The sequence below is a fragment of the Stenotrophomonas sp. 107298_Sma genome (genome assembly GCF_056480345.1).
In genome coordinates this window covers 515,643-537,930 of the sequence record NZ_CM151094.1, presented here as the reverse complement: position 1 = coordinate 537,930, position 22,288 = coordinate 515,643, and the positions used below count along the sequence as shown (strand labels likewise).

The following is a 22,288-nucleotide window of genomic DNA, read 5'->3' as shown; positions in this document are numbered from 1 at the left end:
CGCGTACCGGGCGACCGCTGCGCGTAAAGCCCATCGGTAGGTGTCGACCTTGGTCGACACGCAGTCACAGCGCCGAGCATGGGCTCGGCTCTACATGTACACCCTGGCCACGCGCTTGACGCCACACGGCAGCTGGTACGCACTCACGCCGCAGCGCGGCGCCAGCTCGGACAGCGTCGGCGCATTGCCCCACAGCTCCACCACGCTGCCAACGCCCGCCTGCGGATGTGCAGTCAGGTCCACGGTCAGCATGTCCATCGACACGCGACCGATCAGCACGCCGGGCTGACCATCGATCAGCACCGGGGTACCATTCGGCGCGAACTGCGGATAGCCATCGGCATACCCCAACGCGACCACGCCGACGCGGGTGCGTGCCTTGGAGACGAAGCGGGCGCCATAGCCCACCGGTTCCCCCGACTCGATCCAGCGCTCGGCAATAACCTTGGACTGCATGGTCATCACCGGGCGCAGGCGCGCGGTGAGATCGGTGTTGTCCGGCAACGGATTGGCCCCGTACAGCATCAGGCCCGGGCGCACCCAGTCGCTGCGCACATCCGGCCAGCCCAGCAGCGCCGGCGAATTGCACACGCTGGTCTCGCCTTCGAGGCCGTCGATGGCAAGGGCGAACGTCGCCGCCTGCTCGTGGGTGCGTTCGCTGTCCAGCTCGTCGGCACGTGCCAGATGGGTCATCAGCACGATGCGTTCGACCTGCGGCAGCGCCGACAGGCGCGCATGCGCGGCGCGGAAGCTGTCCACGCCCAGGCCGAGGCGATGCATGCCGCTGTCCAGCTTCAGCCACACCGTCAACGGACGCGGGCTGTCGAAGGCGGCCAGCGCCTCCAGCTGCCACGGCGAACCGACGGCGAACCAGAAATCGTGCTCGGCCACCAGCGCCATGTCACTAGCTTCGAAGATGCCTTCCAGCAGCAGGATCGGCGCACGGATGCCGGCCTGGCGCAGTTCCAGCGCCTCTTCGATGGTGGCCACGCCGAAACCATCGGCCTCGCCTTCCAGCGCCTGCGCACAGCGCACCGCGCCATGGCCGTAGGCATCGGCCTTGATGATCGCCAGGGCCTTGCCACCGCCCAGTTCGCGGGCGAGGCGGTAGTTGCTGCGCAGGGCGCCCAGATCAATCAGCGCGCGGGCAGGACGCATGTGCGGTTCTCATGTTGCGGGGCGTGACCGTACTGGCCATAGCGGAAAACATCCAGGCCTTCGGTGCTGATCTGCGGCTGGCGTGCGCTCATCAGGTCGGCCAGGTAGCGGCCCGAGCCGCATGCCATGGTCCAGCCCAGCGTGCCGTGCCCAGTGTTGAGGTACAGGTTGCGGAACGGTGTGGCGCCGATCACCGGCGTGCCATCCGGCGTGGCCGGGCGCAGGCCGGTCCAGAACTGCGCGCGCGACAGGTCGCCGCCCTTCGGGTACAGGTCGCTGACCACCAGTTCCAGGGTCTCGCGGCGGCGCTGCGACAGCGACAGGTCGAAGCCGGCCACTTCGGCCATGCCTCCGACGCGGATGCGGTCGTCGAAACGGGTGACCGCCACCTTGTAGCTCTCATCGAGGATGGTCGAGGTCGGTGCCATCGCCGGATCGGTGATCGGCAGGGTCAGCGAATACCCCTTCAGCGGGTACACCGGCAGGCGCATGCCCAGCGGTGCGACCAGCGCCGGCGAGTAACTGCCGAGCGCGACCACGAAGCGGTCAGCGGTTTCCAGGGTGCCGTTGACGTGCACGCCGGTGATGCGCTCGCCATCGGAGACCAGACCGGTGATGTCCTGGTCGAAGCGGAACTCGACGCCGGCGTCCACGCACATCTGCGCCAGGCGGCGGGTGAACAGCTGGCAGTCGCCGGTCTGGTCACGCGGCAGGCGCAGCGCGCCGACCAGGCCGTCGACATGGGCCAGGGCCGGTTCGGCCTGGATGATGCCGGCGCGGTCCAGTACCTCGTACGGCACGCCGTACTGGGCCAGGATCTCGATGTCCTGCGCCGAGGCGTCCAACTGCTGCTGGGTGCGGAACAACTGGGTGGTGCCCAGGTCGCGGCCTTCGAATTCGATACCGATCTGCGCCCGCAGCTCGTTCAGGCAGTCGCGGCTGTACTCGGACATGCGCACCATGCGCGCCTTGTTGATCGCGTAGCGCTCATGCGTGCAGTTGCGCAGCATCTGCCACAGCCAGCGGTACTGAGCCAGGTCCATGCCCGGCTTGATCGCCAGCGGCGCGTGCTTCTCGAACAGCCAGCCGATCGCCTTCTTCGGCACGCCCGGTGCCGCCCACGGCGAGGTGTAGCCGAACGACAGCTGGCCGGCATTGGCGAAGCTGGTCTCCAGCGCCGGGCCGGGTTGGCGGTCGATGACCGTGACTTCAAACCCGGCCTGTCGCAGGTACCAGGCACTGGTGGTGCCGATCACGCCGCTGCCGAGAACTAGGACTCGCATGGGACTTCTCCAACCCGATCATTCCCTGCACTGGAGCGTGCCGGGACCATAATTGGGGAAGTATAGACAGCCAATACCAGTTGATTTGCCTGATTTGCAATCAACCGGCAGGATGTTCTCCTGCAATTCATTCCCCAAGGTTGACGGCCATGGCCACCCGTACCCGCGAACTGGACAAGATCGACCGCAAGATCCTGCGCATCCTGCAGGCCGAGGGCCGTATCTCCTTCACCGAACTGGGCGAGCGGGTCGGCCTGTCGACCACGCCATGCACCGAGCGCGTGCGCCGGCTCGAGCGCGAAGCGGTGATCACCGGCTACCACGCCCACCTGGACCCGGCGGCGGTGAAGGCCAGCCTGCTGGTGTTCGTGGAAATCAGCCTGGCCTACAAGTCCGGCGACATCTTCGAGGAGTTCCGGCGCGCGGCGCTGAAGTTGCCGAACGTACTGGAGTGCCACCTGGTGTCGGGCGACTTCGATTACCTGCTGAAGGCGCGGATCAGCGAGATGGCCTCCTACCGCAAGCTGCTCGGCAGCACGCTGCTGACGCTGCCGCACGTACGTGAGTCGAAGAGCTACATCGTGATGGAAGAGGTGAAGGAGACGCTGAGCCTGCCGATTCCGGATTGAGCCGCGGCTGCGGTTGGGGTCAGAGCCCGCGGTGCGGGATCCGACCCCGGTCAGGATTCGGCAAGGGGTCGGATCCCGCGCAGCGGGCTCTGACCCCGGTCATGGCAACCGTCAACGCTGCTGCGGGTGCTTCTGCGAGCGCTGCTCCTGCTGCTTGCCACCCTTGTGCGGCTGCTGCGGGTCCATCTGCTGCTGTTGTTGCTGCTGTTGCTGCTGCGGGTTACGGCCCTGCGGTTCCTTGCCGGGATGACGGTTCTGCTGGTTTTTCATGATCGCGATCCAGTGGACGAAGGACATGCGGCGGCGGAATGCCGCCGCACGGTCAAGTTGGTCCCGGAACGGTTAATCGCAGGCGAAAAAGCAGTGATCGGCAGGATGTTGTTTTCGTGCGTTCAGGCCGGACAGCGTGCGGTAGCTGCCAACCTTGGTTGACATCCGAGATCAGCGCTTGATCTGCTGGCCGTCACCGGCCGGCATGCTGTCGTAATAGCGGCCGGTACGCGAATCGAATACGCGGTTGGGGCCGGCCGGGCGCACACCCGGGATGATGCGGCCGTTGCGGTCGTAGACCTTGCTGGACGGCTTCGGCGCCGGGACCGGCGCAACCTGGGCCGGGCCGGTGGACTTGATCGGCTGCACTGGCTGCGGCGAAGGCAGCACCTGCGGCTGCGGCCTCGCTGGCTGCACGGGCGGCACCACCGGCTGGGGGGCTACGGTGGTGCTGCTGCGGGTGACGGTCGGATTACCGGTCGGCACCTGAGCCAGCGCCAGCGCGGGCAGCAGGGCCAGCAGCAGGGAAAGGGACAGTTTCATGGCACGCTCCGGTATGGATCGCATTCACCTTGCGCCTGCGCCTGTGTGCCGCCCATGAACGGCCATCACACTTGCAAGGTCGCGCCGACAACCCCACGTTTGTGGGCATCCCCAGGCCATCGACCCCACGGAGCGCCGCCATGACTGCCTTCGACCTGACGCCCCCGACCACCACCCAGACCGAGGCGCTGGTTGCCGGTCTCAGCAATGAGGAGCGCCGCGTGCTGCTGCAGCACGGCACCGAAGCGCCGTTCTGCGGTGTGTTCCTCGACAACAAGCGCGAGGGCGTCTATTGCTGCCGGCTGTGTGCGCTGCCGCTGTTCCGCTCCAGCACCAAGTTCGATTCCGGCACCGGCTGGCCCAGCTTCTTTGCTCCGTTCGACCCGGCGCACGTGCGCGAGATCCGCGATACCAGCCACGGCATGGTCCGCACCGAGATCACCTGCGCGCGCTGCGGCAGCCATCTGGGCCATGTGTTCCCCGACGGCCCGCCGCCGACCCATGAGCGCCACTGCCTGAACTCCGTCTCACTTTCGTTCACCGGCAACGGCGAGCCCTGGCCTGACCCGTTGCAGCGTGGCGGTGCGGAAAGCGGCGTGGCGGGCTGAAATACCCCGCTGACCGATTTCACAGAATTCCCTCTTCAGAAAACCGGGCGACGGGCCGACAAGGAGATATCCCCCCTCCTTGCGTCGCCCCATGCTCATCATCGTTGGATTCCTGGTCGTCATCATCAGCGTGCTCGGGGGCTACCTCGGGGCCCACGGACGCCTGGGTGCGCTCTGGCAGCCCTACGAACTGGTCATCATCGGCGGTGCCGCACTGGGCGCGTTCCTGGTCGGCACCCCGGCCAAGACGGTCAAGCAGACCCTGCAGGCCATGGTCGGCGTGTTCAAGGGCCCGCGCTACAAGCAGCAGGACTACATCGACGTCCTCAGCCTGGTGTACGAACTGCTCAACAAGGCCCGCCGCGAGGGCTTCATGGCGCTGGAAGACCATGTCGAGCGCCCGGCTGAAAGCGCGCTGTTCGGCAACTACCCGAAGGTGCAGGCCGACCATCACCTGATCGACTTCATCACCGATTGCCTGCGCCTGATGATCGGCAGCAACATCGAGCCGCACGAGCTGGAGCCGCTGCTGGAACTGGAGCTGGAAAAGCACCACGCCGAGGCGATGGCGCCGTCGCAGGTGCTGACCAAGGTCGCCGACGGATTGCCCGGTTTCGGCATCGTCGCGGCGGTGCTGGGCATCGTCATCACCATGGGCTCGATCGGCGGCGACATCGTCGAGGTCGGCGGCCACGTGGCCGGCGCGCTGGTCGGCACCTTCCTCGGCATCCTGCTGGGCTATGGCTTCGTCGGCCCGATGGCAGCGGCGATGGAAGCCCGCGCCGAGCAGGACAGCCGTATCTACGAGTCGGTGAAGACCGCCCTGCTGGCCTGCCTGCGCGGCTACAACCCGAAGATCGCGCTGGAGTTCGCCCGCAAGACGCTGCCGTCGAACGTGCGCCCGGCGTTCTCCGACTTCGAGCAGCACCTGAAGACAGTCAAGTAAGCCATGGCCGAAACCAAGCCCACTGTCATCGTCCGCCGGGTCAGGAAGGCCGGCCACGCCGCCCACCATGGCGGTTCGTGGAAGGTGGCCTACGCCGACTTCGTGACCGCGATGATGGCCTTCTTCCTGGTGCTGTGGCTGATGGCCAGCACCAGCAAGCCCGAGCGCGCAGCCATTTCCGAGTACTTCCGCAACCCCAGCCCGCTGGTCGGCTCCAGCGCGACGCCGGCGCCAGGCATGGCCGGGCCGGGCGGTGCCAGCACCTCGATGATCAAGCTCGGCGGCGCCACCGATGTTTCGCGCGGCAACAGCAACGATCCCTTCCAGAACCAGCAGAAGTCGATACCGCAGCCGGTGGACGAGCAGCAGCGCGACAAGCAGCAGCTGGAAGCGCTGATGAAGGAACTGCAGGAAGCGATCAGCCGCAGCCAGGCGCTGGAACCGTTCAAGGACCAGCTGCTGCTGGACCTGACCCCGGAAGGCCTGCGCATCCAGATCGTGGACAAGCAGAACCGGCCGATGTTCGACCTCGGCAGCGCCACCCTGAAGCCGTACACCCAGCAGATCCTGCACGAACTGGCCGAGTACCTGAACCACGTGCCGAACCGGATCAGCCTGACCGGCCACACCGACATCACTGCCTATTCGGCCGCGCGCGGTTACGGCAACTGGGAACTGAGCGCCGACCGCGCCAATGCCGCGCGCCGCGCGCTGATCGATGGCGGCCTGGAAGACAGCAAGATCACCCGCGTGGTCGGCCTGTCTTCGTCGGTGCTGTTTGACAAGGCCGATCCGCAGAACCCGATCAACCGCCGCATCAGCATCGTGGTGATGACCAAGGCCGCCGAGCAGGCCGCACTGGCCGGTGCCGGCCCGCAGGTGGGGCTGTCGGCCACCACCGCCGACCCGGATGTGCAGGCGGCGCAGGGGCCGGTGCGCTGAATCGGGGTCAGATCCCTTTCCAAGGGAAAGGGATCTGACCCCACCTGCGCCCGGCCGCTACAATGGCGGTCTTTCCTTTTCAGGTGATTCCACCCCATGTCCCAGAACTCCAAGGCCAAGCGCGACAAGCGCAAGAAGCAGCAGGCCAAGCGTCCGTTCCTCCGTCTGAACGCGCGCGAGCAGGTGCAGAACCATGCCGTGCTGCTCAGCGAAGACGGCCAGGCCGTGGCCGCCATCGGCCTTCAGGGCCGTGAGTGGCTGCTGGCCATCGGTGGCCAGACCATGGGCAACGCCGACAACCCGGTGCCGATGCTGGCCATGCTCAAGCACCTGTCGAACATGCAGGAAGCCGAAGGCCGCACGGTCACCCTGGAATACTCCGAGCTGATGCAGAAGCTGCTGGACACCCTGGCCGCTGAAGCCGGCCAGACCGCCGAGGAGTACCTGGACAAGCTGGTGGCCGAGTTCGCCAGCGAGCAGGCCGAAGGCGCAGCCGCTGAAGGCGAAGCAGCTGCCGATGAGGCTGCTGCAGAGACCACCGGCGCCGAAGGCGCTGCCGACGCCGAGGCCGCCCCGGCCGCCGACGCCGACGGTAAGCCGCAGGCCTGATCCGGCCGCGGCGGTGTCGGTCTACGTCGATGACGCGGTGCATCCCTGGCGCGGACAGCGCTGGGCGCACCTGATGGCCGACACCCTGCCCGAGCTGCACGCCATGGCCGCGCAGCTCGGCATTCCACCGCGGGCCTTCCAGAACAAGGCCAGCGGCGCGCATTACGATGTCACTGCAGACCTGCGTGCGCAGGCAATCGCGCTGGGTGCCCGCGCGATTTCCCGGCATACCGACCGCGCGCTGGTGAAAGCGGTGATCGCCAACGCCAGGGCGCAGTACCGGCCGTAGATGGTTAGCGCCGGGCCATGCCCTGCGAGCGCGCAGCGCGGTGAAAAGCCGCCGGGCATGGCCCGGCGCTACCGATCAATCTCAGAACGGGTCGCTGCCCAAGCGGATTTCCACGTTCAGCAGCGAACACAGCGCCAGCATCGCGTCATCGTCGCGGGTCAGTGCCATCACGCCAGTGAAGCCATCGCTGCCGGCATCCACGCTCCACAGCGTGTAGTTGTGTTCGCGCAGGCGATCAAAAGCGGTGGACATCAGCTGCACACCGTCCAGGTCCTCGGCGAAGTCCTCGTCATCGAGGTCACCACCCCAGTCCAGCTGTACGTTGAAGCGCGCCGACAGCTCATTGACCGCCGACTGCAGCGAATCCAGGTCGTCGCGCTCCACGTCGAAGCCCGATTGCCAGGCGATGGCCGTGAACAGGGCCGGCAGCCAGTCGCTGTCAGCCTCCAGCGGCTGCCCCTGCTCGGCCAGCTGCTCGCGCCAGCGGTTGAACTGCTGCAGGGCCTGTTCGTCATCACCCGGATTGATCAGCACCAGCAGGTTCCAGACACGCGCCTCGAAATCGGCCTCGTCGAAATCCTGGACGTCTTCTTCGAAGTCGAAATAATCGCTGTTGTCGGGCATGGCGGGCACTCCTTGGGGCAGGCGGGCATTCTACGGTTTATCCTGTAGCGCTGAAGCCGGCCTTGGTGGCCGTCACCCTGAATGAAGCGATGAGCGATACCCCTCCCGACCACCTGGCGATCAACCCGGCCAGCCCCTTCCATGATGCGCAGGCGCTGGAGCGCGGCGTCGGCGTGCGTTTCAACGACGTCGAGCGCGACAACGTCGAAGAATATTCGGTCAGCGAAGGCTGGATCCGCGTGCAGGCCGGCAAGGCCCGCGACCGCCGTGGCAACCCGATGACGATCAAGGTCAAGGGCAAGGTCGAGGCGTATTTCCTGGAAACGAAGCCGGAATAAGCACGGCTCTCCGATCCTGGGGTCAGATCCCTTTCCTGCGGAAAGGGATCTGACCCCGATCGACGGCGCCCGACCGCAACGTCATTCGCGCTTGCGCGATTCCAGCAGGTCCAGGTTGCGGATCAGGCGTCGCGAGATCTCATCGGAGATCACCCCGCGCCGGGTCAGCCGGAACAGTTCCTCGCGCTCGGCATTGAGGCCGGCGCTGCGCAGCTGGCGATAGCCCAGTTCCATGCGCTGCACCTTCTCCGGGTCCACGTCGGGCCCGTCGCTGTCCTTCTCCAGGTGCCGCTGGTACAGCAGGCTCACCCGCGAGGCGGCGTCGTTGTACAACTGCACGTTCTCGGTGTTCTGGTTCATCACCATCTGCTGGCGCATGCGCTCCACCCCCGCCAGCGCGGCCTTCGATGACAGCCTGCGTGCCAGGTCTTCTTCCTTGCGTTCGCCCGAATCGGCCGGCAGCTGCAGGCCCTTCAGCAACTGCGGCAGCGCCACGCTGGCGCCGACCAGCGAGAACAGGATCACCGCCGCGGCCAGGAAGATCACCAGGTCGCGCGCCGGGAACGGACTGCCATCAGGCAGGAACAACGGCAGCGTCAGCACGCCGGCCAGGGTGATCGCACCGCGCACACCGGCCACCGAGGTGGCCACCACGATGCGCCAGTTCGGTGCCTCGCCACGCTCCAGCCCGCGACGCCGCGCGCGCAGCAGGTTCCAGCGCAGCGACAGCCATACCCACAGCAGGCGCAGCGTGATCAACGTGGCGTTGATCACCAGCACGTAGACCAGCAACCACCACGCGCTCTGGTGGCCGCTCTCGTTCATGGTGGTGGTGGCACGTTCGACAATGCCCGGCAGCTGCTCGCCCAGCAGCACGAACATGATGCCGTTGAAGCTGAACTGCAGCATGTTCCAGACCCCGGCACGCTGCACGCGCATGCTGCCGGAGACGCGGCCGGTCATTTCCACGTAGCTCATCGAGATGCCGGCCGCGACCGCAGCCAGGATGCCCGAGGCATTGATCTCTTCGGCCAGCAGGTAGGCCGCGAACGGAATCAGCAGGTTGACCAGCATCGCCGCACCCGGCTCCTCGCCGAAGCGGCGCCACAGCCAGCGCTGGAAGGTGGAAACACCGAGGGTGACCGCCACGCCCACCGCCAGGCCAGCCACCGCCACCCACAGGAAGGTCAGCGAGGCCGTGGCCAGCGAGAAGGTACCGGTCATCACCGCCGCCACCGCGAAGCGGAAGCAGACCAGGCCGGACGCATCGTTGAGCAGCGACTCGCCTTCCAGGATGTGCATCAGGCGCTTGGGAATCGGCGCCTTGGAGGCGATCGCCCCGACCGCCACCGGGTCGGTCGGCGACACGATCGCCGCGAGCGCGAAGCACACCGCCAGCGGCATCACCGGAATCATCCAGTGGATCAACAGGCCGGCACCGATGACAGTGAACACCACCAGGCCGAACGCCAGCTCGAGGATCGCGCCTTTATCGCGGAACAGGCCCTGCTTGGGGATGCGCCAGCCGTCGAGGAACAGCAGCGGCGGCAGGAACAGCAGGAAGAACACTTCCGGCTCCAGCGCGTGCCCGCGGTTGAACACCCCGGCGATCACCGCACCCAGGCCGATCTGCACCAGCGGCAGCGGCAATGAGAACGGCAGGACGCGAACCAGGTAGCCGCTGGCGACAACGGCCACCAGCATCGCCAGGACGACTTCGATGGTATGCATGCTTCTTCCAGGAAGCGGCGCGCGGGGAGGCACGGGGGGCCAGCGCCGGAAACCCGGAAAAAATTACCACACGCGGCCACGACCGCGGCGACCACGGCCGCCGCGCGTCAGCCCCAGCTCATGCCCCGTCGAAGCGGTACAGGTCCATGGCAAGGAATCCGGCGTCGATGCCGGCATCGATGCGACGGGCACCGAAGCCACTCTCGCCGGCCGCGCCCATTGCGAAGAACAGCGGCAGCAGGTGCTCATCGGTGGGATGCGCGCGCTCGGCGAACGGCGCCTGCCGGCGATAGTCCAACAGGGCCTGGCGATCATCAGCAGCCAGGCGCTGCTCCACCCATTCGATGAAAGGCCGCACGTACGGCGCTTCCTTGCCGTCCTGGTAATCGCCCCAGTCGTGCAGGTTGTGGGTGATGCTGCCCGAGCCGACCAGCAGCACGCCCTGCTCGCGCAGCGGTGCCAGCGCGCGGCCCAGCGCGAACTGGTGCTCGGGGCCAAGCAGCGGCTGGATCGACACCGGCACCACCGGGATGTCGGCCTGCGGGCGCAACAACCGCAGCGGCACCCACGCACCGTGGTCGAGGCCACGTTGCGGGTCGAGCGCCACCGGCAGGCCAGCGGCGGCGATACGGCCGGCCACCTCTTCGGCCAGCGCTGGATCACCCGGCGCCGGGTACTGCAGTTCGAACAGCGCGCGCGGGAAGCCACCGAAGTCGTGGATGGTCGGCGGCTGCGGGTGCGCGCCGACCAGCGGCTGCCGGCCCAGCCAGTGCGCCGAGGCCATCACGATGGCACGTGGCGCCGGCAGGTCACGCGCCAGCTCGGCCAGGCGCACGCCGACCTGGCCCGGATGCAGGGCAGTCATCGGCGAACCATGTGAGATGTACAGCGAAGGCAGGCGGGACATGGAATTCTCCAGTTGCAGGATCAAGCGGCGATCAGCGCGAACGCAGGGTCCACTTGCCGTCGCCGACCAGGAACAGCACCACCAGCGCCAGCGCCCAGAACGCCGGGTATTCCCAGCCGCCGCCAGCGTTGGCGAAACTGAAGCCATTGGCGCCATGCACGGTGACGATGGTGCCCAGCAGCAGCGGCACGCCGATCAGGCCCACCCAGCGTGCGTAGATGCCCAGCAGCAATGCGGCGGTGATCACCAGCTCAACGCCGATGGTGAGGTAACCGAGCACGCCAGGCAGGCCCAGCGATTCGAAGAACGCGGCGGTACCGGCCGGGGTGAACACCAGCAGCTTGGTCAGCGCATGGACCAGGAACAGCACGCCCAGGGCCAGGCGCAGCAGGGTGGCGCCATACGGGGCCAGCGGCGAAACAGGAGCAGTCGTGGTGTGCATGGGGGAAACACCTTGAGGGAGTGACCACAGGTTATTGCGCCTTCACGGATCGATAAATACGATCTTTCGACCGTATTTATTTCAAAAGGCGCAACAATGGACACCCTCGAGGCGATGCGCGTGTTCGTGACGGTGGTCGAGCGCAACGGCTTCAGTGCTGCCGCGCAGGCCCTGGACCTGTCCACCGCCGGCGTCACCCGCCACGTCGCCGCGCTGGAGAAGCGCCTGGCCACGCGCCTGCTCCACCGCACCACGCGCCGGGTCAGCCCGACCAGTGCCGGTGCCGCCTACTACGCCCAGTGCGTGCGCCTGCTGGCCGAGTTCGACGCGCTGGAGGCCAGCATCGGTGCACAGGCGCTGGAGCCCTCGGGCACGCTGCGGATCAACGCGCCGGTCAGCTGGGGCATCGCTCGCCTCGGGCCACTACTGGCCAGCTACCGCGAGCGCTTTCCACAGGTGGAACTGGACCTGGCCCTGTCCGACCGCCTGGTGGACATGGTCGAAGAAGGCTACGACGTGGCCATCCGCATCACCCGCGAGCCCGGCCCCACGCTGATCGCCCGCCGCCTGGGCGAATCGCGGGTGAGCCTGTGCGCCGCACCTTCGTACCTGGCCGTGCACGGTGCGCCGAAGACCCCGCAGGAGCTGCAGGCACATGCATGCCTGAGCTACAGCTACTGGTCCGCCGGTGACCATTGGCCGCTGCAGGGGCCCGGTGGCGAAGTGAAGGTGGCAGTAAGCAGCCTGCTGCACGCCAACAACGGCGACGTGCTGCGCGAAGCAGCAATCGCCGGCATGGGCGTGATCCTGCAACCGGATTTCCTGCTGGAAGACGCGTTGGCTGATGGTCGCCTGGTGCGCATCCTGCCCGAATGGGAGGCCTCGCCGATCGGCATCTTCGCGGTCTACACCAGCCGCAGCCACCTGGCGCCAAAGGTGCGCAGCTTCATCGACCATCTGGTGGATGCGGGGGTGTAGCCGAGTCTGGCGTCTGCCGGCCAGCGGCCGGCACTACTGTCATGTTTCGCTCGGGTAGTGCCGGCCGCTGGCCGGCAGATGCGAAACCCGATCAGGCGGGAACCTCGTCCAGCGCATCAATGATCTGCTCCAGCGGCGCCGGCCGGCCCAGCAGATAGCCCTGTACCTGGTCACAGCCGTGCGCGGCCAGCCAGTCCAGCTGCCCGGGCGTTTCCACGCCCTCGGCGATGATGGTCAGCCCCATGCTGTGGCCCAGCGACAGCAGCGCGCGGCAGATCGAGGCATTGCGTGGGTTGGTTTCCACGTCGGCAACGAAGCTGCGGTCGATCTTCAGGATGTCCAGCGGCAGGTGCTGCAGGTAGGACATGCTCGAGTAGCCGGTACCGAAATCATCCAGCGACACGCTGATGCCCTGCTCGTGCAGGCGCTGCATGGTCTGCATCGCCTGCGCCGGCTTGCGCATCAGGCTGCTCTCGGTCAGCTCCACGTGCAACGCGCCGCGAGCCAGGCCGAAGTCCTGCTGCGCGCGCGTGAACTCGGTTACCAGGTCACTGTTGAAGAACTGCACCGCCGACACGTTGACCGCGATCGGCAGCTCGCCCCAACCGGCATCGACAAGCCGCCGCTGTGCCTTCGCCGCCGCGCGGATCACCCAGCGCCCCAGTGCCAGGATCAGTCCGGTGTCTTCGCACAACGGGATGAACTCGTTGGGCGGAATGAAACTGCCATCAGCCTGCGGCCAGCGCAGCAGCGCCTCCAGCGCTGCCGGGCTGCCATCGCCGGCGTGCCGGATCGGCTGGAAGTACAGCTGGAATTCGTTGTCGATGGCGGCATGGATGCGCCCGGCCAGGCGCAGGCGGTCGGCCAGCCGCGTGGTCACCGCCGCGTCGAACCAGACCACCACATTGCCCTCGGCGCGCGCTGCATGCGCGGCCTGTGCCGCCATGCCGATCACCTGCTCAGCGCTGTGCCCGTCACCGGCCACGTGCGTAGCCACGCCGATACGCGGCTCGAACTGGTGCAGCGAATCCTTGCCGCGCATCGGCGCCGATACGATCTGCAGCAGGTCGTCCAGCACGCGCTGGACATCCTGCCCGGTGCTGATGGCGAACACGAAATCCTCTGCCGGCTGGAAGGCCAGCGTGCCGCAGCGTGCACCCAGCCCGCCGAGCCGGGTGGCCATCGACTGCAGCACCGCATCGCCGATCTCGCGTCCCAGCGTATCGGCCACCAGCTGCAGGCCGCGCAGCTGTACGAACGCAATGGTGTAGCCCGCATCGTGCTCGTCCAGCTGTTCGGTCAGCGCGCGCACGTTGAGCAGGCCGGTGGCCGGGTTGTGCCGCGCCTGGTAGGCCAGGTCGCGCTCATAGGCCAGCCGTTCGCTGACATCCTCGGCCAGCACCAGGCATGCCGGCTGGCCGTCGAAGTCGAGCCGGGACAGATGTGCACGTACTTCAAACACGCTGCCGTCCTTGCGCCGGTGCAGTCGCACGGTGGCGTCCTGCAGCTCGCCGACCCGGGCCTTGGCGATCGCGCCCTTCACCTCGTCCCAGCCTTCGCGCGGGCGGATGTCGAGGATGCTCATCGCCAGGAATTCCTCGCGGCTGTAGCCATACTGGCGCACAGCGGCATCGTTGACCTCGATGAAGCGCAGCGTGTCCGGATCGAATACCCAGAACGGCGCCGGGTTGCGGTCGAACAGCAGGCGGAAGCGACGCTCCGCTTCGCCCATCTGCTCCCGCGCCTGGTAGCGCTCGCTCAGGTCGGTCAGTGCACCGATCATGCGCCGCTCACTGTCAGCCACTTCCACCCGCTGGCCACGCGCACCGACCCAACGCACCTCGCCACCGGGCAGCACCAGCCGGAACACCTGGTCGAGCACCGCACTACCGGCAAACGCCTGGTCGAAGGCGTGCTGCAGGCGCGCGGCGTCATCACGGTGCACGCGCGCGAAGAAATCAGCCACCGGCAGCGCATCGGTCTGCACCCCGAAGATCTCACGGGCCAGCGGCGACCAGCGCAGCAGTGCCGCGTCCTCGTCCACATACCAGGTGCAGACACGGCCCACCTGGTGCGCCAGCCGCAGTTCGGCGTGGCCGGTCTTCAGTTCCTCCGCCATCGACTGCTGGCGGAGGGTGCTGCGGCGCACGGCGTACAGCAGTACCAGCAGCACTCCCACGTAGGCCAGCACGATCGCCACTGACGCCTGCAGGTACGGCCACCATGGCGCCAGCACGTCCTCATCGGCCAACCCGACCTGCACCGCCAGCGGGCTGCGCTCGAGCGTGCTGATGGTGATGATCCGTGGCACGCCATCGACCACGCCCGGCACGCTGCCCAGCTCGACCACCGCCTGTTTGCCGAGCAGGTCACGCCGAGGCAGGTCGAAGCGACGGCCGACCGTGCCATGCGGATCCGGCACCCGCGCCAGCATGTAGCCCTCAGCATCGCTGATCGAGACCAGTCCGTTCGGGCCCACATCCAGCCCGCCGATGATGCGCTGCAGTTCGCCGCAGCGCAGCCGCGCCAGCAGCCAGCGATCGTCGGCCATCGCCAACGCCAGCGGTACCACCCAGCCATCGTCGCCGGCCTGCTGCGGCGGACCGATGTACAGCGCGCTGCCCTGCCCGCGCCGCTGCGGGTCGGTCCACAGCGGCAGGTTCAGATCACCCTTGCCGGCGGTGATCGCGCGGCCGTGGCGGTCCAGCACCACAATGCTGTGCAGCTCGGCATGGCGGCTCAGCACACCGCCGATGGCGGCATCCAGCAGTGCCGGCGCCTGTACCGGCACGCGGCGGAACAGTTCGGCGGCGTCGGCGGCGATGCCGGACATCGCCCGTTCCAGGTTGCGCAGTTCCAGCGCCAGCAGGCGCTCGCTGCCCACCGCCAGCGCGCGGCTCTGGCGCTGCGCAGCCTCCAGCCGGCGGTGGTGGTCGTTGGCCAGCATGGTGGTCAAGCCAGCCACCAGCAACACGCCCAGCAGCACGCCGCCCCAGGTGATGGCGCGCAGCGGCCGGGCCAACGCCCGTTTCAGCGCGGGCATCGGTCGGTCTTCCTTGTGCAGTCGGCTGGCTTCATGCGCGAACGAATCCTCCACGTCCCCGACCTCAACGGCCGGCGGACGCCATTCTTGACGCCTGGCACCGCCCCGCATGGCCACCTCCCCGTGTCCGCGCAGGGTTCCAGCGGCCAGCATGCACCACGCAGCTGGCGCCGTGAAGATCGTATCCGCGCGTTCAGCCAGATCCTGCACAGGCGCTGCGGTGCAACGGAACGGCCAGCTGGGCCGGGGCGGATTAGACTTGGGGTTTTCCGCTGCAAGAGAAGTCCATGTCCAAGCTGCGCCGTCCCACCCTGGCACTGGCCATCGTTGCCAGCCTGTCCCTGGCCGCCTGCGACCGCCCGGCCGAACCGGCCGCCGGTACCGCCGCGCCGGCCGATGCCGCACCCGCAGCGGCCAAGCCGATGCTGGGCAGCTTCGGCTTCGATGCCGGCGGCATGGACCGCAGCATCGCCGCCGGCGACGACTTCTTCGGCTTCGCCAACGGCACCTGGGTCAAGAACACCGAGATCCCCGCCGACCGCTCGCGCTTCGGCAGCTTCAACGTCATCGCCGAAAAGACCCTGGCCGATACCCGCGCCATCCTCGAAGGTGCTGCCGGCAACGCCCAGGCCAACGGTGACGACAAGCTGATCGGCGACTACTACGCCGCCTTCATGGATGAAGCCGGCATCGAGCAGCACGGCCTCGCGCCGGTGCAGCCGCAGCTGAAGGCGATCGAAGCCATCGCAGACAAGGCCGGCCTGGCGCGCACGCTCGGCGGCGACATGCGCGCCGATGTCGACCTGCTCAATGCGACCAACTTCTACACCGACCGCCTGTTTGGCCTGTGGGTGTCGGTGGACATGCTGCAGCCGGACCGCACCGCGCCGTACCTGGTGCAGGGCGGGCTTGGCATGCCCGACCGCGATTTCTACCTGGGTGGTGGCCGCATGGCCGAACTGCGCAAGCAGTACCAGGCCTACATCGCGCAGATGCTGCAGCTGGCCGGCGTTGCCGACCCGGCCGGCAAGGCGCAGCGCATCCTCGCACTGGAGACAAAGATCGCGCAGGCACACGCCACCCAGGAAGAAACCAACGACGTGACCAAGGGTGCCAACCCCTGGACCCAGGCCGACTTCAATGCCAAGGCACCGGGCATGGACTGGAACGCCTTCCTCGATGCAGCGGCGCTGGGCAAGCAGCAGGACTTCATCGTGTGGCAGCCCAAGGCCGTGGCTGGCCTGTCCAAGCTGGTCGCCACCGAGCCGCTGGACGCCTGGAAGGACTACCTGGCCTTCCACGCGTTGGACCGTGCTGCGGCGTACCTGCCGAAGAAGTTCGCCGACGCCCGTTTCGCCTTCCACGGCACCGCGCTGAGCGGCACCCCGCAGCAGAGCGACCGCTGGAAGCGCGCGGTGGATGACGCCAACCACGCAGTAGGCGAGGCCATCGGCAAGCGCTACGTCGAGAAGCACTTCGACGCGAAGACCAAGGAACGCGCCGACGAGATGGCGAAGAACATCATCGCGGCCTTCGCCAAGCGCATCGATGCGCTGGCCTGGATGTCACCGCAGACCAAGGCCAGCGCCAAGGCCAAGGTCGCCGGCCTGACCGTGGGCATGGGTTACCCGGAAAAGTGGCGTGATTACAGCGGCCTGGAGATCCGCCGCGATGATGCGCTGGGCAATGCGCAGCGTGCCGAACTGTTCGAGTACCAGCGCAACATCGCCAAGCTGGGCAAGCCGGTCGACCACAGCGAGTGGGCGATGCTGCCGCAGACCATCAACGCGATGAACGTGCCGCTGGAGAACCGCCTGGTGTTCCCCGCCGCGATCCTGCAGCCGCCGTTCTTCGACGGCGCTGCCGACGATGCGGTGAACTACGGTGCGATCGGTGCGGTGATCGGCCACGAGATCAGCCATGGCTTCGACAACGCCGGTGCGCTGTTCGACGAGACCGGCAAGCTGCACAACTGGTGGACCGCCGAGGACCTGAAGCAGTTCAACGCCGCCGGTGATGCGCTGGCCGCGCAGTTCAGCAGCTATGAGCCGTTCCCCGGCGTGCACGTCAACGGCAAGCTGAGCCTGGGCGAGAACATTGCCGACGTGGCCGGCCTGGGCACTGCCTACGATGCCTACCAGCTGTCGCTGCAGGGCAAGCCGGGCCAGACCCTGGAAGGCTTCACGCCGGACCAGCGCTTCTTCCTCGGCTTTGCCCAGGCCTGGCGCAGCAAGAGCCGCGAGCAGGCGCTGCGCAACTCGCTGCTGACCGATGTGCATGCACCGGGCCAGTTCCGCGCGCTCACCGTGCGCAACATCGACGCCTGGTACCCCGCGTTCGAAGTGAAGGAAGGCCAGAAGCTGTACCTGGCCCCGGACAAGCGGGTCAAGGTGTGGTGATGTAACTGGAACGGGCGCCGCAAGGCGCCCGTTCCATTTCCCGGTAGCTGCCAACCTTGGTTGGCGCATGCCTCGCTCTGGTGGGTGTCGACCTTGGTTGGCACATGCCTCGCTCTGGTGGGTGCAGACCTTGGTTGGCACATGCCTCGCTCTGGTGGGTGCAGACCTTGGTCGGCACATGCCTCGCTCTGGTGGGTGCAGACCTTGGTCGGCACGGGGTGGGAATCCACGCATCGCGTGGATCTACCTGCGGGTGGTGGCAACCATCAGCAGAGCGCTCGCAGCCAACACCGCCGCAGCCCACAGGTTGGCGTGCAACCCGATGCCATCCAGCAGACGGCCCCCGCCCCACGCGCCCGCTGCGATGCCGATGTTGAACACGCCCACATACAGCGCAGTGGCGATCTCGACGGCCTGCGGCACCGCCTTCATCATCCAGCCCATCAGGCCCACCGACACACCGCCGTAGGCCAGGCCCCACAACAGCAGCACCGCAATGCCGCCGGCCGGCGTACTGCCCACCCACAGCAGCAACAGCGGCGTCAGCAGCAGGCCCAAGGCAATCGCCAGCAGCATTCCACGCGGATGCCGTGCGGCCATCGGACCGGCGATGAAGTTGCCGGCGATGCCGGCCAGGCCATAGGCAAACAGCAGGGCGCCGATCCACTTCGCATCCACGCCCGACACCGTCGTCAGCAGCGGCCGCACGTAGGTGAAGGCGATGAAGTGCCCGGACACCAGCAGCACAGTCAACCACAGGCCGCGCTGCAGGCCGCGATGGCCGAGCAGCTGCACGAACTGCGCTGGCCGCACCGACGTTGCCACCGGCAACGCGGGAACCACCACCACATGCAGCAGCAGGACCGCCGCACTGAACAGCGTCATTGCCGCGAATGCGCAGCGCCAACCCAATGCATCACCGATCAGCGCGCCCAGTGGCACGCCAAGGACCGAGGCGGCGGCCACGCCACCGAAGATGATCGAGGTGACCAGGCCGATCCGCTGTGCTGGCACCAGGCGCGCCGCGAGGCCCCCGGCGACGGCCCAGATGCCGCCCATGCAAAGCCCCACCAGCACGCGCGCGGCCAGCAGCCAGGCGATACCGGGTGCCAGAGCCGAGGCGATGTTGGCCACCAGCAACAGGCCCAGCAGCCCACACAGGATGCGGCGGCGATCAATGCCACCGGCGACTACCACCACCAGCGGCGCGAACAACGCCGCCAGCAGGGCCGGCAGCGAGATCATCAGGCCGGCGGTGCCTTCGGAAGCACCGAGGCTGTCGGCGATCGGCGTCAGCAGGCCCACCGGCAGCATTTCGGTAGTGACCACCGAGAACGTGGCGAGGCCGACGGCGGAAACCGCCCACCACGGATGGCGATGCACAGGCGCGGCATGCGCAGGCGATGAAGCGCTCACGGGACGATTCCTTCAGGGGATGTGGTCGACGCAGACGGGCGCAGTGCACGTTGCGCGAGCACGGCAAACAGCAGCACGCCACCGCCTGCCACCAGCGCAACGACAAAGCCGCTGCGCACACCCCCCGCATCGACACTCTGCCCGGACAGCGCCGCGCCCAGTGCCACGCCGATGTTCAATCCGGCCAGCAGCCAGGTCATGCCCTCGGTCAGGCGCGATTCGGGGACGTGCTGTTCGACCAGCGACATCGCCACGATCATCGTCGGCGCGAAGAACAGCCCGGCCAGCAGCACGGCTGCAGCCAGTGCCGGCACGCTGCCAACCCCCAGCAGCGGCAGCGTGGTCAGCGCAGTGGCCGCTGCGCCCAGCAGCAACAGGCGCTGCAACGGCACCTGCAGCTTCAGCGCACCGAACAGCAGGCCTGCCGCACAGCTGCCCAGCGCATAGGCCGACAGCACCACGCTGGCTGCGAGGGGCTGGCCACGCTGTTCGGCGAAGGCCACGCTGGTGATGTCGACCGTGCCGACGATCACTCCCATCGCCAGCATCAGCAACGCCAGCAGGCGGATCTCCGGTTGCCGCAACAGGGAGCGGCGTGGTGTGGCGCTGTCAACCGGTTGCAACGGCGGCTCGGTGCCACGCTGCAGGACCAGTGCGGTCACTCCGATCACCAGCAGAAGGGCTGCAGCCAGCACGCCAGCCTGTGGCCATACCGCTACTGACAATCCCACCGCCAACGGCGGCCCGGCAATGAAGGTGACCTCGTCGAACACCGTCTCCAGCGAGTAGGCGGTCTGCAGTTGCGGGCGACCGCGATGGATCGCGGTCCAGCGCGCGCGCACCATCGCCGAGACGCTGGGCATGCAGCCGGCCAGCATCGCCATGGCGAACAGGGTCCAGTCCGGTGCGGCCAGCAGCGTGCACGCGATCAGCAACAGCAGACCGGCCGCACTGGCCGCCGTGGCCCACGGCAGCACCCTGCCCTGCCCATGGCGGTCGACCCAGCGCGATACCTGAGGCGACAGCAGCGCGTAGGTCAGCACGAAGGTGGCCGACACCGTGCCGGCCAGTGTGTAGCTGCCGCGCAGCTGCGACAGCAGGGTGATGATGCCGATGCCGGTCATTGGCAGCGGCAGGCGGGCCAGCAGCCCGGCCAGGGCAAGGCCGGCGGTGCCGGGGGCGGCGAACAGGTCGCGGTAAGGGGTGGCCATCGCAATCTCCAGGGCAGCGACTTGCCTGGCGCGGGAAGCGCCACGACAATACATACAGAGCGTATGAATATGACACTACATTCATACGTCCTGTATGTAAATAATCATGCGCCACGTATGTAAGGAGCATCGAATGGTCCGCCGCACCCGCGCCGAGATGGAAGAAACCCGCGCCAGCCTGCTGGCCACCGCCCGCCGGGTGTTCAGCGAGCATGGCTATGCCGCCACCTCGATGGACGACCTGACCGCGCAGGCCGGGCTGACCCGCGGCGCGCTGTACCACCACTTCGGCGACAAGAAAGGGCTGCTGGCAGCGGTGGTTGCCCAGCTCGATGCCGAGACCGATGTACGCCTGCAGGCGATCAGCGATGCTGCAGATGACGCGTGGGACGGCTTCGTGCAGCGCTGCCGCGCTTACCTGCAGATGGCGCTGGAACCGGAGATCCAGCGCATCGTGCTGCGTGATGCGCGCGCGGTACTGGGTGGCGCCTCACCGGAATCGCAGCGCCACTGCGTGTACTCGATGCAGCACCTGATCGAACATCTGGTGGCGCAGGGCGTGGTGGCGCCGGTGGACGCGCAGGCGCTGGCGTCGCTGATCTACGGCAGCCTGGCCGAGGCCGCGTTCTGGATCGCCGAGGGCGAGGATGGCGACGCGCGCCTGCGGCAGGCGACGGCGGCGCTGGAGATGCTGTTGCGCGGGTTGAAGTCGGCCGGGTGAAGCCCATCCACGCATGGCGTGGATCTACTACGGAATCCGCCCTAGTAGATGCCAACCTTGGTTGGCGCTTCTGCGGCACCGCGCGAAATGCGTGCCAACCAAGGTTGACACCTACCGGAGCAGTTCAGGCCACTCGCGCAACACCGCCACTGACACGCCCACGCGCGTGCAGGCGCGACTGGCGAGGCCATCGGGCAGTGCGCGGCGGAACAGCGGCGCCATGCCCCGCATCAGTTTCGCCGACGCGGCCGCCTGCGCCCGCTGGCGGCCATTGCGTTCGAGCATGCCTTCGGCCCAGTCCGGCAGCAGCGCGGCACCGGCCCCCAGGAACACTTCGCGCGACAGGCCTGGCACCGGCACCGGAAGACGCACACCGGACAACACCTCCAGCACCTCGCGCGAGCGCTCGTCCACGCGCAGCTCCGGCTGCCGCGCACAGAAGTACGCCGCCACTTCCGCTTCGCTGCGCGGCACATCCACCGCACCCAGCGCTTCGGCCACGCGGCGGTACTCGTCGTAATAGCGGTCGGCAATGGGCTCGGGTACCTCGCGCCCGTAGCGGCGAAAACCCTGCAGGAAACCGAATGCTTCGGTCACATGCACCCAGGTCAGCAACTGCGGATCATCGGCGGCATACCCCTCACCCTGCGCGGTCTGGCCACGGATCTGCGCATGGATGCGGCGCACCTTGGCCACCAGCATCTCGACCTCGCCGGCAGGCGCATAGCTGGTGCCGGCCACAAAGGCCGTGGTGCGGCGCAGGCGGCCCACCAGGTCCTGGCGGAAATTGGAGTGGTCGTAGACCCCGGCCAACGCGCGCGGGTGCAGGGTCTGCAGCATCAGTGCGCACAGGCCGCCGGCCAGCATCGATGGAAATTCGGCGTGCAGCCGCCAGGTGACGCTGTCCGGGCCGAACCAGCCCGGGTCACCCAGCGGATGGTCGTAATCGATGCCGCTCTGGCCACGCGGGAAGGCCTCCAGGACCCAGCGCCGGATCGGCGCGGTCACGGGGCGGGAGAATCGCTGCAGCAGAGCCGGCATCACAGGTCCAGGAAAGGCGGAAGAACGGCCACGCGCTGCGCGGTCGGCCCCGATTCTGGGCGATCACGACGCCAACGGCGAGTCTCCGCACTCAGCCACGGTTTCATGTGCGGCCGCAGCACGTTTCACCCTGCGACATCTTGTCGCAGGCTGCAGCCGC

The 22,288-nt window shown here is 67.6% G+C and carries 22 protein-coding genes; 10 read left to right on the top strand and 12 right to left on the bottom strand.

Annotated features, from left to right (window positions below; genetic code table 11):
* Positions 1–90: 90 nt before the first annotated feature.
* Positions 91–1,158, bottom strand: a complete 1,068-nt coding sequence (gene alr / locus ACZK2G_RS02500) for an alanine racemase (protein ID WP_046983074.1) — start codon at positions 1,156–1,158, stop codon at positions 91–93.
* Positions 1,137–2,441: a D-amino acid dehydrogenase gene (locus tag ACZK2G_RS02495; protein WP_004140565.1), complete on the bottom strand. Its 1,305-nt coding sequence runs from the start codon at positions 2,439–2,441 to the stop codon at positions 1,137–1,139. The genes alr and ACZK2G_RS02495 overlap by 22 nt, the downstream gene beginning before the upstream one ends.
* A 149-nt stretch (positions 2,442–2,590) precedes the next feature.
* Between ACZK2G_RS02495 and ACZK2G_RS02490 the strand changes: the two genes are divergently transcribed.
* Complete coding sequence (locus ACZK2G_RS02490) at positions 2,591–3,070, top strand: Lrp/AsnC ligand binding domain-containing protein (RefSeq protein WP_004140558.1); 480 nt, start codon at positions 2,591–2,593, stop codon at positions 3,068–3,070.
* A gap of 111 nt (positions 3,071–3,181) precedes the next feature.
* Here ACZK2G_RS02490 and ACZK2G_RS02485 read toward each other — a convergent pair whose 3' ends face one another.
* Entirely contained in the window at positions 3,182–3,367 is a 186-nt protein-coding gene (locus ACZK2G_RS02485; protein ID WP_049424811.1) for a hypothetical protein, read from the bottom strand.
* A gap of 144 nt (positions 3,368–3,511) precedes the next feature.
* A complete protein-coding gene (locus tag ACZK2G_RS02480; protein ID WP_478474604.1) occupies positions 3,512–3,883 on the bottom strand; it encodes a classical arabinogalactan protein 4 in 372 nt (123 codons plus the stop codon).
* Between the two features lie 140 nt (positions 3,884–4,023).
* On the opposite strand from ACZK2G_RS02480, the gene msrB reads away from it, so the two are divergent.
* The 5 genes from msrB (at position 4,024) to ACZK2G_RS02455 (ending at position 7,277) form a co-directional block, all read left to right on the top strand.
* The gene (gene msrB / locus ACZK2G_RS02475; protein ID WP_136639249.1) at positions 4,024–4,491 is read left to right on the top strand and encodes a peptide-methionine (R)-S-oxide reductase MsrB; all 468 of its coding nucleotides are present in this window, start codon (positions 4,024–4,026) and stop codon (positions 4,489–4,491) included.
* Positions 4,492–4,582: 91 nt separating this feature from the next.
* Positions 4,583–5,437, top strand: coding sequence for a flagellar motor stator protein MotA (gene motA / locus ACZK2G_RS02470; RefSeq protein ID WP_046983079.1), 855 nt, complete (start codon positions 4,583–4,585; stop codon positions 5,435–5,437).
* Positions 5,438–5,440: 3 nt separating this feature from the next.
* Positions 5,441–6,379: a flagellar motor protein MotB gene (gene motB / locus ACZK2G_RS02465; RefSeq protein WP_478474602.1), complete on the top strand. Its 939-nt coding sequence runs from the start codon at positions 5,441–5,443 to the stop codon at positions 6,377–6,379.
* 96 nt (positions 6,380–6,475) lie between these two features.
* Positions 6,476–6,988 (top strand): hypothetical protein, encoded by a 513-nt coding sequence (locus ACZK2G_RS02460; protein WP_478474600.1) that lies wholly within the window; start codon positions 6,476–6,478, stop codon positions 6,986–6,988.
* 13 nt (positions 6,989–7,001) lie between these two features.
* Positions 7,002–7,277, top strand: coding sequence for a DUF4031 domain-containing protein (locus tag ACZK2G_RS02455; RefSeq protein WP_046983082.1), 276 nt, complete (start codon positions 7,002–7,004; stop codon positions 7,275–7,277).
* Between the two features lie 81 nt (positions 7,278–7,358).
* Here ACZK2G_RS02455 and ACZK2G_RS02450 read toward each other — a convergent pair whose 3' ends face one another.
* Entirely contained in the window at positions 7,359–7,901 is a 543-nt protein-coding gene (locus ACZK2G_RS02450) for a DUF6630 family protein (protein WP_046983083.1), read from the bottom strand.
* 89 nt (positions 7,902–7,990) lie between these two features.
* Between ACZK2G_RS02450 and ACZK2G_RS02445 the strand changes: the two genes are divergently transcribed.
* Positions 7,991–8,239, top strand: a complete 249-nt coding sequence (locus ACZK2G_RS02445) for a DUF3297 family protein (protein WP_012509930.1) — start codon at positions 7,991–7,993, stop codon at positions 8,237–8,239.
* Positions 8,240–8,320: 81 nt separating this feature from the next.
* Here the strand turns inward: ACZK2G_RS02445 and ACZK2G_RS02440 are convergent, their stop codons facing one another.
* The 3 genes from ACZK2G_RS02440 to ACZK2G_RS02430 all read right to left on the bottom strand — a co-directional run bounded on the left by ACZK2G_RS02440 (position 8,321) and on the right by ACZK2G_RS02430 (position 11,319).
* Entirely contained in the window at positions 8,321–9,970 is a 1,650-nt protein-coding gene (locus tag ACZK2G_RS02440) for a Na+/H+ antiporter (protein ID WP_012509929.1), read from the bottom strand.
* Positions 9,971–10,088: 118 nt separating this feature from the next.
* A complete protein-coding gene (locus ACZK2G_RS02435) occupies positions 10,089–10,877 on the bottom strand; it encodes a dioxygenase family protein (protein WP_046983084.1) in 789 nt (262 codons plus the stop codon).
* A 31-nt stretch (positions 10,878–10,908) separates the two neighbouring features.
* Complete coding sequence (locus ACZK2G_RS02430) at positions 10,909–11,319, bottom strand: DoxX family protein (RefSeq protein WP_004140328.1); 411 nt, start codon at positions 11,317–11,319, stop codon at positions 10,909–10,911.
* Positions 11,320–11,415: 96 nt separating this feature from the next.
* Between ACZK2G_RS02430 and ACZK2G_RS02425 the strand changes: the two genes are divergently transcribed.
* Positions 11,416–12,297 carry a LysR family transcriptional regulator gene (locus ACZK2G_RS02425; protein WP_478474597.1) on the top strand — a complete coding sequence of 294 codons (882 nt, stop codon included), beginning with the start codon at positions 11,416–11,418 and terminating at the stop codon, positions 12,295–12,297.
* Positions 12,298–12,388: 91 nt separating this feature from the next.
* On the opposite strand, the gene ACZK2G_RS02420 is transcribed toward ACZK2G_RS02425, so the two are convergent.
* Entirely contained in the window at positions 12,389–15,451 is a 3,063-nt protein-coding gene (locus ACZK2G_RS02420; RefSeq protein ID WP_046983086.1) for a bifunctional diguanylate cyclase/phosphodiesterase, read from the bottom strand.
* A gap of 176 nt (positions 15,452–15,627) precedes the next feature.
* Between ACZK2G_RS02420 and ACZK2G_RS02415 the strand changes: the two genes are divergently transcribed.
* Positions 15,628–17,739 carry a M13 family metallopeptidase gene (locus ACZK2G_RS02415; RefSeq protein WP_478474595.1) on the top strand — a complete coding sequence of 704 codons (2,112 nt, stop codon included), beginning with the start codon at positions 15,628–15,630 and terminating at the stop codon, positions 17,737–17,739.
* 243 nt (positions 17,740–17,982) lie between these two features.
* Here ACZK2G_RS02415 and ACZK2G_RS02410 read toward each other — a convergent pair whose 3' ends face one another.
* Complete coding sequence (locus ACZK2G_RS02410) at positions 17,983–19,155, bottom strand: MFS transporter (protein WP_478474594.1); 1,173 nt, start codon at positions 19,153–19,155, stop codon at positions 17,983–17,985.
* On the bottom strand, positions 19,152–20,366 hold the full coding sequence (locus tag ACZK2G_RS02405) for an MFS transporter (protein WP_046983088.1): 1,215 nt from the start codon (positions 20,364–20,366) through the stop codon (positions 19,152–19,154). The genes ACZK2G_RS02410 and ACZK2G_RS02405 overlap by 4 nt, the downstream gene beginning before the upstream one ends.
* A 133-nt stretch (positions 20,367–20,499) precedes the next feature.
* Between ACZK2G_RS02405 and ACZK2G_RS02400 the strand changes: the two genes are divergently transcribed.
* Positions 20,500–21,087: a TetR/AcrR family transcriptional regulator gene (locus ACZK2G_RS02400; RefSeq protein WP_253077883.1), complete on the top strand. Its 588-nt coding sequence runs from the start codon at positions 20,500–20,502 to the stop codon at positions 21,085–21,087.
* 111 nt (positions 21,088–21,198) lie between these two features.
* On the opposite strand, the gene ACZK2G_RS02395 is transcribed toward ACZK2G_RS02400, so the two are convergent.
* Entirely contained in the window at positions 21,199–22,128 is a 930-nt protein-coding gene (locus ACZK2G_RS02395) for an oxygenase MpaB family protein (RefSeq protein WP_253077884.1), read from the bottom strand.
* Between the last annotated feature and the right edge of the window lie 160 nt (positions 22,129–22,288).

Bases quoted from the DNA above. Each gene is read 5' to 3' on its own strand.
- alr (WP_046983074.1), bottom strand. From the start codon at position 1,158: ATGCGTCCTGCCCGCGCGCTGATTGATCTGGGCGCCCTGCGCAGCAAC.
- ACZK2G_RS02495 (WP_004140565.1), bottom strand. From the start codon at position 2,441: ATGCGAGTCCTAGTTCTCGGCAGCGGCGTGATCGGCACCACCAGTGCC.
- ACZK2G_RS02490 (WP_004140558.1), top strand. From the start codon at position 2,591: ATGGCCACCCGTACCCGCGAACTGGACAAGATCGACCGCAAGATCCTG.
- ACZK2G_RS02485 (WP_049424811.1), bottom strand. From the start codon at position 3,367: ATGTCCTTCGTCCACTGGATCGCGATCATGAAAAACCAGCAGAACCGT.
- ACZK2G_RS02480 (WP_478474604.1), bottom strand. From the start codon at position 3,883: ATGAAACTGTCCCTTTCCCTGCTGCTGGCCCTGCTGCCCGCGCTGGCG.
- msrB (WP_136639249.1), top strand. From the start codon at position 4,024: ATGACTGCCTTCGACCTGACGCCCCCGACCACCACCCAGACCGAGGCG.
- motA (WP_046983079.1), top strand. From the start codon at position 4,583: ATGCTCATCATCGTTGGATTCCTGGTCGTCATCATCAGCGTGCTCGGG.
- motB (WP_478474602.1), top strand. From the start codon at position 5,441: ATGGCCGAAACCAAGCCCACTGTCATCGTCCGCCGGGTCAGGAAGGCC.
- ACZK2G_RS02460 (WP_478474600.1), top strand. From the start codon at position 6,476: ATGTCCCAGAACTCCAAGGCCAAGCGCGACAAGCGCAAGAAGCAGCAG.
- ACZK2G_RS02450 (WP_046983083.1), bottom strand. From the start codon at position 7,901: ATGCCCGACAACAGCGATTATTTCGACTTCGAAGAAGACGTCCAGGAT.
- ACZK2G_RS02445 (WP_012509930.1), top strand. From the start codon at position 7,991: ATGAGCGATACCCCTCCCGACCACCTGGCGATCAACCCGGCCAGCCCC.
- ACZK2G_RS02440 (WP_012509929.1), bottom strand. From the start codon at position 9,970: ATGCATACCATCGAAGTCGTCCTGGCGATGCTGGTGGCCGTTGTCGCC.
- ACZK2G_RS02435 (WP_046983084.1), bottom strand. From the start codon at position 10,877: ATGTCCCGCCTGCCTTCGCTGTACATCTCACATGGTTCGCCGATGACT.
- ACZK2G_RS02430 (WP_004140328.1), bottom strand. From the start codon at position 11,319: ATGCACACCACGACTGCTCCTGTTTCGCCGCTGGCCCCGTATGGCGCC.
- ACZK2G_RS02425 (WP_478474597.1), top strand. From the start codon at position 11,416: ATGGACACCCTCGAGGCGATGCGCGTGTTCGTGACGGTGGTCGAGCGC.
- ACZK2G_RS02420 (WP_046983086.1), bottom strand. From the start codon at position 15,451: ATGCGGGGCGGTGCCAGGCGTCAAGAATGGCGTCCGCCGGCCGTTGAG.
- ACZK2G_RS02415 (WP_478474595.1), top strand. From the start codon at position 15,628: ATGTCCAAGCTGCGCCGTCCCACCCTGGCACTGGCCATCGTTGCCAGC.
- ACZK2G_RS02405 (WP_046983088.1), bottom strand. From the start codon at position 20,366: ATGGCCACCCCTTACCGCGACCTGTTCGCCGCCCCCGGCACCGCCGGC.
- ACZK2G_RS02400 (WP_253077883.1), top strand. From the start codon at position 20,500: ATGGTCCGCCGCACCCGCGCCGAGATGGAAGAAACCCGCGCCAGCCTG.
- ACZK2G_RS02395 (WP_253077884.1), bottom strand. From the start codon at position 22,128: ATGCCGGCTCTGCTGCAGCGATTCTCCCGCCCCGTGACCGCGCCGATC.